The sequence below is a fragment of the Cellulomonas iranensis NBRC 101100 = JCM 18110 genome (assembly GCF_001552375.1).
Classification (GTDB): Bacteria; Actinomycetota; Actinomycetes; order Actinomycetales; family Cellulomonadaceae; genus Cellulomonas; species Cellulomonas iranensis.
In genome coordinates this window covers 38,369-44,764 of sequence record NZ_BCRB01000026.1, presented here as the reverse complement: position 1 = coordinate 44,764, position 6,396 = coordinate 38,369, and the positions used below count along the sequence as shown (strand labels likewise).

At 75.7% G+C, this 6,396-nt stretch carries 7 protein-coding genes; 1 reads left to right on the top strand and 6 read right to left on the bottom strand.

The window, feature by feature from the left end; genetic code table 11:
- Positions 1–59: 59 nt before the first annotated feature.
- From CS2_RS07805 to CS2_RS07780, 6 genes are all read right to left on the bottom strand, one after another.
- Positions 60–1,019 carry an SPFH domain-containing protein gene (locus tag CS2_RS07805; RefSeq protein ID WP_070319541.1) on the bottom strand — a complete coding sequence of 320 codons (960 nt, stop codon included), beginning with the start codon at positions 1,017–1,019 and terminating at the stop codon, positions 60–62.
- 107 nt (positions 1,020–1,126) lie between these two features.
- Entirely contained in the window at positions 1,127–2,044 is a 918-nt protein-coding gene (locus CS2_RS07800) for a cation diffusion facilitator family transporter (protein ID WP_062101444.1), read from the bottom strand.
- A complete protein-coding gene (locus CS2_RS07795; protein WP_082739962.1) occupies positions 2,041–2,406 on the bottom strand; it encodes an ArsR/SmtB family transcription factor in 366 nt (121 codons plus the stop codon). The genes CS2_RS07800 and CS2_RS07795 overlap by 4 nt, the downstream gene beginning before the upstream one ends.
- Before the next feature lie 103 nt (positions 2,407–2,509).
- Positions 2,510–4,987 (bottom strand): heavy metal translocating P-type ATPase, encoded by a 2,478-nt coding sequence (locus CS2_RS07790; RefSeq protein WP_082739961.1) that lies wholly within the window; start codon positions 4,985–4,987, stop codon positions 2,510–2,512.
- Positions 4,988–5,049: 62 nt separating this feature from the next.
- Positions 5,050–5,280 carry a heavy-metal-associated domain-containing protein gene (locus CS2_RS07785; RefSeq protein ID WP_070319538.1) on the bottom strand — a complete coding sequence of 77 codons (231 nt, stop codon included), beginning with the start codon at positions 5,278–5,280 and terminating at the stop codon, positions 5,050–5,052.
- Between the two features lie 172 nt (positions 5,281–5,452).
- Positions 5,453–5,830 carry a metal-sensitive transcriptional regulator gene (locus CS2_RS07780; RefSeq protein ID WP_082739960.1) on the bottom strand — a complete coding sequence of 126 codons (378 nt, stop codon included), beginning with the start codon at positions 5,828–5,830 and terminating at the stop codon, positions 5,453–5,455.
- 80 nt (positions 5,831–5,910) lie between these two features.
- On the opposite strand from CS2_RS07780, the gene CS2_RS07775 reads away from it, so the two are divergent.
- Complete coding sequence (locus CS2_RS07775; RefSeq protein WP_046530933.1) at positions 5,911–6,369, top strand: RrF2 family transcriptional regulator; 459 nt, start codon at positions 5,911–5,913, stop codon at positions 6,367–6,369.
- Positions 6,370–6,396 lie beyond the last annotated feature (27 nt).

Here is a 6,396-nt window from a genome sequence, read left to right as displayed (position 1 = left end):
GGCGGGCGTGGTCGCGTCGTCCGCGCCCCCGCCCGCCGCGCCCGTGCGCTCGTCGTCGGTCACGCGTACAGGCTCCCGGCGTTCACGACGGGTGTCGCGCGGGACTCGCCGCACAGCACGACCAGCAGGTTCGACACCATCGCGGCGCGGCGCTCGTCGTCGAGCTGCACGATGCCGTCGGCCTCGAGCCGGCCGAGCGCGCCCTCGACCATCGACACCGCGCCCTCGACGATGCGCTCGCGGGCCGCGATGATCGCGCCGGCCTGCTGACGCTGCAGCATGGCCTGCGCGATCTCGGGGGCGTACGCGAGGTTGGAGATGCGCGCCTCGATGACCTCGATGCCGGCGATGACGACGCGGGCGGCGACCTCGGCGGCGATCTCGGCGGAGATGACGTCGGTCGCGCCGCGCAGCGAGGTCTCGCCGTCGTCGGCGTGGTCGTACGGGTGGGACATCGCGACGTGGCGCAGCGCGGACTCGGACTGCACGCGCACGAAGTCGGCGTAGTCCTCGACCGCGAACGTCGCGGTGGCGGTGTCGGCGACCTGCCAGACGACGATCGCGGCGATGTTGATGGGGTTGCCGTCGGCGTCGTTGACCTTGAGCTCGTTGGTCTCGAAGTTGCGCACGCGCACCGAGACGTTCTTGCGCGTCGTCAGGGGGATGGTGAGGACGAGCCCGGTGCGGCGCACGGTGCCGACGTAGCGGCCGAAGAGCTGCACGACGCGGGTCTGCCCGGGGCTGATGACGGCGAGCCCGCTGAGCAGCAGGACCGCGGCGCCGACGCACAGGGCGCCGAGGAACCCGAGCGCGTCGACGCCGCTGGCCTCGGCCTCCATGAACAGCAGGATCGCGCCGGCGACGGCGACGAGCACGAACAGCAGCGCGATGACGGCCCCGCCGGCGCCGGTGGACCACGCGGACCGCTCGGCGACGTCGACGCGGGCGCCGGCGTGGCCGACGGGACGGCCGCTGGGGTCGCCTCCGACGGACTCCTGCGGCGGGGCGGTGTCGGGCATGGGGACCTCCGGGGGACGGGCGCCGCGGCGCGGTATCAAAGTGATATCACTTTAGCAGCGCCCCGCGGCGTCCGGTGCGGGACCTCCGACCGTCACCCGTCCGGCCGTCAGGCGTGCCCGAGGAACTCGTGCGTCCGGTGCGACGCGGGCTCGATCTGGAACGTCGAGTGCGCGACCGACACCTCGAAGTGCGTCGCCAGGCACTCCTGCAGCTGGTCGAGGATCCGCGGGCCGTGCCCGTCGCCGAAGCACGAGTCGTCCACCACCACGTGCGCCGTGACCACCGGCAGGCCCGTCGCGACGAGCGACGCGTGCAGGTCGTGCACGTCGAGCACGTGGTCGACCTCGAGCAGGTGCGCGCGCACGTCGTCCAGGTCGAGCCCGGGCGGGGTCGACTCGAGCAGCACCGACGCCGTCTCGCGCAGCAGCCGCGCGGCGCGCGGCACGATCAGCACGCCGATGAGCAGGCCCGCGACCGCGTCGGCCTGCTGCCAGCCGGTCGTCGCGATGACGATCGCGGCGACGATGACGCCGACCGACCCCAGCGCGTCGTTGAGGACCTCGAGGAACGCCGCGCGCATGTTGAAGCCCGACGAGCGCCCGCCCGCGAGCACGGTGAGCGACACGACGTTGGCCACGAGGCCGATCACGCCGAACACCACGAGCTCGGTCGACGGCACCTCGGGCGGCGCCGTGAGGCGACGCACGCCCTCGACCAGCACGTACACGCCGACCGCGAGCAGCACGGCCGACTGCGCGAGCGCCGCGAGCACCTCGGCGCGGCGGTACCCCCAGGTGCGCCGCGCGGTCGCCGGGCGTCGCGTGAGCTGCGCCGCGACGAGCGCCATGAGCAGGCCCGCGGTGTCGGTGAGCATGTGCGCGGTGTCGACCAGCAGGGCGAGGCTGCCGGTGAGGTACGCGCCGACGGCCTGCGCGACCAGCACGGTCGCGGTGAGCCCGAACGCGACGGCGAGGCGCCCGCGGTGGTCGGTGCCGCCGTGCGCGTGGTCGTGGCCGTGGCTCACCGGTCGGCCCCCGCGAGGTGCGCGCACTCGTCGGGGTGCGGGCCTGCGTCGAGCAGCGACTCGGCGGCGGCGATGAGCCCGGCGAGGCGCTCGGGGTCGGCGATCGCGTAGATCGACGCGCGCCCGCGCTGCCGGACGGTGACGAGCCCGCAGTCGCGCAGGCACGCGAGGTGCGCGCTGACGGTGCTCTGCGCGAGCCCGAGGTGGTCGGTGAGCTCGCGGACCTGGTGCTCACCCGTGAACAGGTGGCGCAGCAGGGTGAGGCGTGCGGGCTCGCCCAGCGCGCGGAACAGTGCGGCCGTCGGGGCGGTGAGACCGGCGTCGGTGCTCCAGACGCCCTCATCGTCCTCAGCAGATGTCATCGTCATAGAGCGATGATAGTCCGCGGCCCCCGACGGTGTTACCACCGCCGGGGGCCGCATCCGTCACACCGCGTCAGTCACGCGGGACGTCTCGCCGTGGACGTCACGCGAAGCGACGCAGCCGCAGCGAGTTCGACACCACCAGCACCGACGAGAACGCCATCGCCGCACCCGCGATCATCGGGTTGAGCAGGCCCAGCGCCGCGAGCGGGATCGCCGCGACGTTGTACGCGAACGCCCAGAACAGGTTCTGCCGGATCACCCGCAGCGTGCGCCGCGACAGCCGGATCGCCTGCGGTGCGGACGCCAGGTCGCCGCGCACGAGCGTGAGGTCGGCCGCCTCGATCGCGACGTCGGTGCCCGTGCCCATCGCCAGGCCCAGGTCCGCCGTCGCGAGCGCCGCGGCGTCGTTCACGCCGTCGCCGACCATCGCGACGCGCGCACCGCCGGCCTGCAGTCGCTCGACCGCCGCGACCTTCTCGTCCGGCATGACCTGCGCGACGACGTCCGCGTCGGCGATCCCGACGGCGCGGGCCGTCGCGAGCGCGGCGCCCCGGTTGTCGCCCGTGAGCAGCACGGGGCGCAGGCCCAGCGCGCGCAGCTCGCGCACCGCGTCGGTCGACGTCGGCTTCACCGGGTCGCGCAGCACCAGCACGCCGCGCGCCCGGCCGTCCCACGCCGCGACCACCGCGGTCGCGCCGTCGGCCTCGGCCGCGTCGACCGCCGCCGCGACGTCGTCGGTGCGGACGCCCTGCTCCTCGAGCCAGCCACGCCGGCCCACGAGCACGCGCCGTGCGAGCGCGACGCCGCTGTGCGCGGTGCGGACCACGCCGCTCACGCCGCGCCCCGCGTCGGCGCGGAACTCGCGCACCTCGTCGGCGCCGACCCCGACCCCGTCGGCCCCGACCCCGACGCCCGATCCCCCTGTCGCGAGAGTGCGATCCAGCCCGGTGCTCTCGGTGGGGTTGTCGGATCGCGCTCTCGTGACAGGGCGATCCGGTTCCGGTGCGGCCTCCGCGATCGCGCGCGCGATCGGGTGCTCGGCGAGCCGCTCGACCGCCGCGGCCAGCCGCCGCACCTCGTCGGCGTCCTCGCCCGCGGCCGGCACGACGTCGACCAGGGCCATGCGCCCGGCCGTGACCGTGCCGGTCTTGTCCAGCACGACGGTGTCGACGCGCCGCGTCTCCTCGAGGATCTCGGGGCCCTTGATGAGGATCCCGAGCTGCGCACCACGCCCCGTGCCGACCAGCAGCGCCGTGGGCGTCGCGAGCCCCAGCGCGCACGGGCACGCGATGATCAGCACCGCGACGGCCGCCGTGAACGCGGCCTGCACGCCGCCCCCGGTCGCGAGCCACACCACGAGCGTGCCGACCGCGATCACGAGCACGACCGGCACGAACACCGCCGAGATCCGGTCGGCGAGCCGCTGCACGGGCGCCTTGCCGGTCTGCGCGCGCGCCACGAGCCGGCCGATCTGCGCCAGGCGCGTCTCGGAGCCGACGCGCGTCGCGCGGACCACGAGGTGCCCGGACGTGTTGACGGTCGCGCCCGTGACCTCGTCGCCGGGGCCGACGTCGACGGGCACGGGCTCGCCCGTGAGCAGCGACGTGTCGACCGCGCTCGTCCCCGTCACCACGACGCCGTCGGTCGCGACCTTCTCGCCCGGGCGCACCGCGAACTCGTCGCCGACCGCGAGCCGGTCCACGGGCACGCGTCGCTCGACGCGGCCCCTGGGCCCGTCGACCAGCACCGCGACGTCCTTGGCGCCGAGGTCCAGCAGCGCGCGCAGCGCGTCGCCCGCGCGCCGGCGCGAGCGGTGCTCGGCGTACCGGCCGGTGAGCAGGAACGTCACGACCACGGCCGCGACCTCGAAGTACAGCTCGGGCATCGCGGTGCCGTGGCCCGCACCCGCGGCCGGGAAGAGCGTCGGCGTCATGCGCATGCCGAGCTCGCCCGCACCGCCCAGCAGCAGCGCCCACAGCGACCACGCGCTCGCGGCGACCACGCCGATCGACACGAGCGTGTCCATGGTCGACGACCCGTGCCGTGCCGCGCGCACGGCCGCGCGGTGGAACGGCCACGCCGCCCACGTCGCGACCGGCAGCGCGAGCGCCGCGACGAGCCACTGCCAGCCGCGGAACTGCGTCGCCGGGACCATGCTCAGCACGACCACGGGGACGGTGAGCACGGCCGCGACCCGCAGGCGGCGGCGCAGGTCGGCGCCGCGCGCGTCGACGGGGGCGGACGTGTCGTCGTCGGCGTCGTGCTCCATGCCGGCGTGCTGCATGCCCGACAGCGCGTGCTCGATCTCGTCGTGCGCGCCGTGGTCGCCGGCGCCGTCGTGCGCCGCGTGGTCCGCCGCGGCGCCGTGGTGCGACGCGCCGGGCGCGGGGACCGGGTGCGCGTCGTACCCCGCAGCGCGCACGGCGGCCACGAGGTCGTCGACGGTCGGCGCGGGGGCGCCGTCGGTCGGGGCGATCTCGACGTGCGCGGTCTCGAGCGCGAGGTTCACCGTCGCGGTCGCGCCCGGCACGCGGTTGAGCCGCTTCTCGACGCGCGCGACGCAGGACGCGCAGGTCATGCCCTCGACCGCGAGGTCGATCCCCGCGGCCCCCACCCCGTCCGGGGCGGTCCCGGGCGCGCTCACAGCAGCGACCGGGTGGGCGTGACGGCGTAACCGGCCTCCTCGACGGCGGCCGCGACCGCGGCGTCGTCGAGCGGTGCGTCGGACGTGACGGTCACGGGGGAGGCCCCGCCGGTCACGAGCTCGACGGTGACGTCGGTGACGCCGGGCAGCGCGGTGAGCTCCTCGGTGACGTGCTTGACGCAGTTGCCGCAGGTCATGCCGTCGACGCGGAACGTGGTGGTGGCCATGGTGGTGCTCCTTCGGTGCGGGTGTCCGGTGCGGCGGGGGCCCGGGCGAGCGGGCGGGGGCGGCCGGGGCGACGCGGACGGCGGGTGGGTGGCGCGGCTCCGGGTGGGGGGCCGTGCCGCGGGACGTGTCGCGGCGACCCGGGGCGGGTCGGACGCGAGGTGCGGGGGTGGGTCAGCTGCGCACGAGGCGCGCGATCGCGGCCGAGGCCTCGCGGACCTTCTCGGCGCCCGCCTCGGGGGACTGCCGCGCGGCGTCGACGACGCAGTGGCCGAGGTGGTCCTCGACGAGGCCGATGCTCACGGCCTGCAGCGCCTTGGTGACGGCGGCGACCTGCGTGAGGACGTCGATGCAGTAGACGTCCTCGTCGACCATGCGGGCGATGCCGCGGACCTGGCCCTCGATGCGGCGCAGGCGGCGCAGGTACTCGGCCTTGGCGGGCGAGTAGCCGTGCGTCGCGTGGTCGTGCTCGGGGGCGTCGGCGGAGGGTGCGACCGCGGGAGGGTCGGCGTGGGGGGTGTCGTGCGTGACGCGTGCCGTCTCGGTGGACATGCGTCGATCATACCCCTGGGGGGTATACGCACAAGCGTGTTCGCGCCCGGCGGACGCCCCGCGCAGGGGATGATCGACCCATGCGTGTCTCGGCGAAGGCGGACTATGCGGTGCGGGCGTGCGCCGAGCTGGCCAGCAGGCCGGCGGACGACTCGGTCTCGAGCGAGGTGCTCGCCGAGGGGCAGGGCATCCCCACGAGCTTCCTCGAGCGGATCCTCGGGGACCTGCGCCGGGCCGGCGTCGTGACGAGCGTCCGCGGTCGCGCGGGCGGGTACCGGCTCGCGCGTGGTGCCGACGAGATCACGCTCGCCGAGGTCATCCGGGCCGTCGACGGCCCGCTCGTCACGGTGCGCGACGTGCGGCCGCCCGGGCTCACCTACGAGGGGTCGGCGACCGCGCTGCTCGACGTCTGGGTCGCGCTGCGGGCGTCCGTGCGCGACGTGCTCGAGGGCGTCACGCTCGCCGACGTCGTGCAGCGCGAGCTGCCCGAGCTCGTGGTCCGGCAGGCCGCGCGCGAGGACGCCTGGCTCAACCCGTGACGGGCGCGCCCGCCCCGTCACGGTGGC

Excerpts from the sequence above, each read along its gene's own strand:
- CS2_RS07780 (WP_082739960.1), bottom strand. The coding sequence starts at position 5,830 with ATGTCCACCGAGACGGCACGCGTCACGCACGACACCCCCCACGCCGAC.
- CS2_RS07785 (WP_070319538.1), bottom strand. The coding sequence starts at position 5,280 with ATGGCCACCACCACGTTCCGCGTCGACGGCATGACCTGCGGCAACTGC.
- CS2_RS07790 (WP_082739961.1), bottom strand. The coding sequence starts at position 4,987 with ATGACCTGCGCGTCCTGCGTCGCGCGCGTCGAGAAGCGGCTCAACCGC.
- CS2_RS07795 (WP_082739962.1), bottom strand. The coding sequence starts at position 2,406 with ATGACATCTGCTGAGGACGATGAGGGCGTCTGGAGCACCGACGCCGGT.
- CS2_RS07775 (WP_046530933.1), top strand. The coding sequence starts at position 5,911 with ATGCGTGTCTCGGCGAAGGCGGACTATGCGGTGCGGGCGTGCGCCGAG.
- CS2_RS07805 (WP_070319541.1), bottom strand. The coding sequence starts at position 1,019 with ATGCCCGACACCGCCCCGCCGCAGGAGTCCGTCGGAGGCGACCCCAGC.